This window comes from Collinsella sp. LCP19S3_C9 (assembly GCF_052121575.1).
Lineage (GTDB): Bacteria > Actinomycetota > Coriobacteriia > Coriobacteriales > Coriobacteriaceae > Collinsella.
The window spans coordinates 1-1284 of the sequence record NZ_JBQKDZ010000035.1 but is presented as its reverse complement, the minus strand read 5'-3'; the positions used below and the strand labels follow the sequence as shown (position 1 = coordinate 1284).

Annotated in this window: 1 protein-coding gene; it reads left to right on the top strand. The window is 68.5% G+C overall.

Features of this window, described 5'->3' with window-relative positions; all coding sequences use genetic code 11:
• The coding region (locus tag ACTQXI_RS08860) for an IS3 family transposase (protein ID WP_441548533.1) at positions 1-1258 on the top strand (1258 nt) is incomplete at its 5' end.
• Between the last annotated feature and the right edge of the window lie 26 nt (positions 1259-1284).

Genomic DNA, 1284 nt, shown 5'->3' with positions numbered 1-1284 from the left:
GGGACTGCGGACAAAAAGTTGGACCGTTGAGGTCCGGAACGGAGTCCGCATGGCATACAGTAGGAGAATGGTGGAGAGGGCCAGGGCGCTTCGCGGCGCCGGGCTCACCGTCATGGAGATAACCGAGATACTCGGCGGGCCCGGCAAGACGTCCGTCTGGCGCTGGATCAGGGACGTGCGCAAGCCCGCGGGAAGGGCCGGTGGAGGAATGGACCTGCCGCGACTCGTCGGGGACGGCCCCGACTACCCCGACATCGACCCGGAGGACAAGGACGCCCTGATCGAGCGGCTCAGGCTCGAGAACGCGGTGCTGAGGGCGGTGCAGGACGTTTTAAAAGCCGAGAGCCTCGACGGGATGTCGAACAGGGAGAAGACCCTGGTGATAGACCGCCTGAGGCCTGCGGGGAAGTGGTCCTTGAGAGAACTCACCGGCTTCTTGAGGATATCGAGGAGCTCCTATGACTACCAGCGCCGCGCGATCGCCAGGCCGGACCGCCTGGCGCCGCTGAGGGACGTCGTGCGGCGGGTGTTCCTGGAGGACGGCGACGGCGCGCGCGGCTACCGGTTCGTGGTGCGCAGGCTCCGCGAGCTCGACGACCCCGTGCGCGTCTCCGAGAAGGTCGTCCGGCGCATCATGCGCGAGGAGGGGCTCGTCCCGAGGTGGATGAGGAGGAGGGCCGGCTCCTACAGCTCCTACGGCGGCGAGGTGACCCCCGCCCCGCCGAACCTCGTGCGCCGCGACTTCCGCTCGGCCCTGCCGAACTTCCTGTGGCTCACCGACATAACCGAGTTCAGGCTGCCGACGGGCCGCAAGGTGTACCTGTCCGCCATCAGGGACTGCTTCGACTCCTCGATCGTCGCCTGGCGGGCGGGCGAGCGCCCGGACGCCGACCTCGCGAACTCGACGCTGTCGGACGCGTGCTCCCGGCTGGCGCCCGGCGAGCACCCCGTGATCCACTCCGACCGCGGCGTGCACTACCGCTGGCCGGGCTGGATATCGATATGCGAGCGGAACGGCCTGGTCAGGAGCATGTCGGCCAAGGGCTGCAGCCCCGACAACGCCGCGATGGAGGGCTTCTTCGGCCTGCTCAAGAAGGAGTTCTTCCACGGGAGGGACTGGTCCGGCTGGTCGCCCGGGGAGTTCATCGAGGCCCTCGGCGCGTGGATAGGGCGCTTCAACTCCGAGCGGGCAAGCGACGCGCTCGGTGGCGCGACACCGGACGACTACCGGTCGTCGCTGGGGATGGCCGCGATTTAGCGGTCCAGGAAATCGTCCGCAGTCCC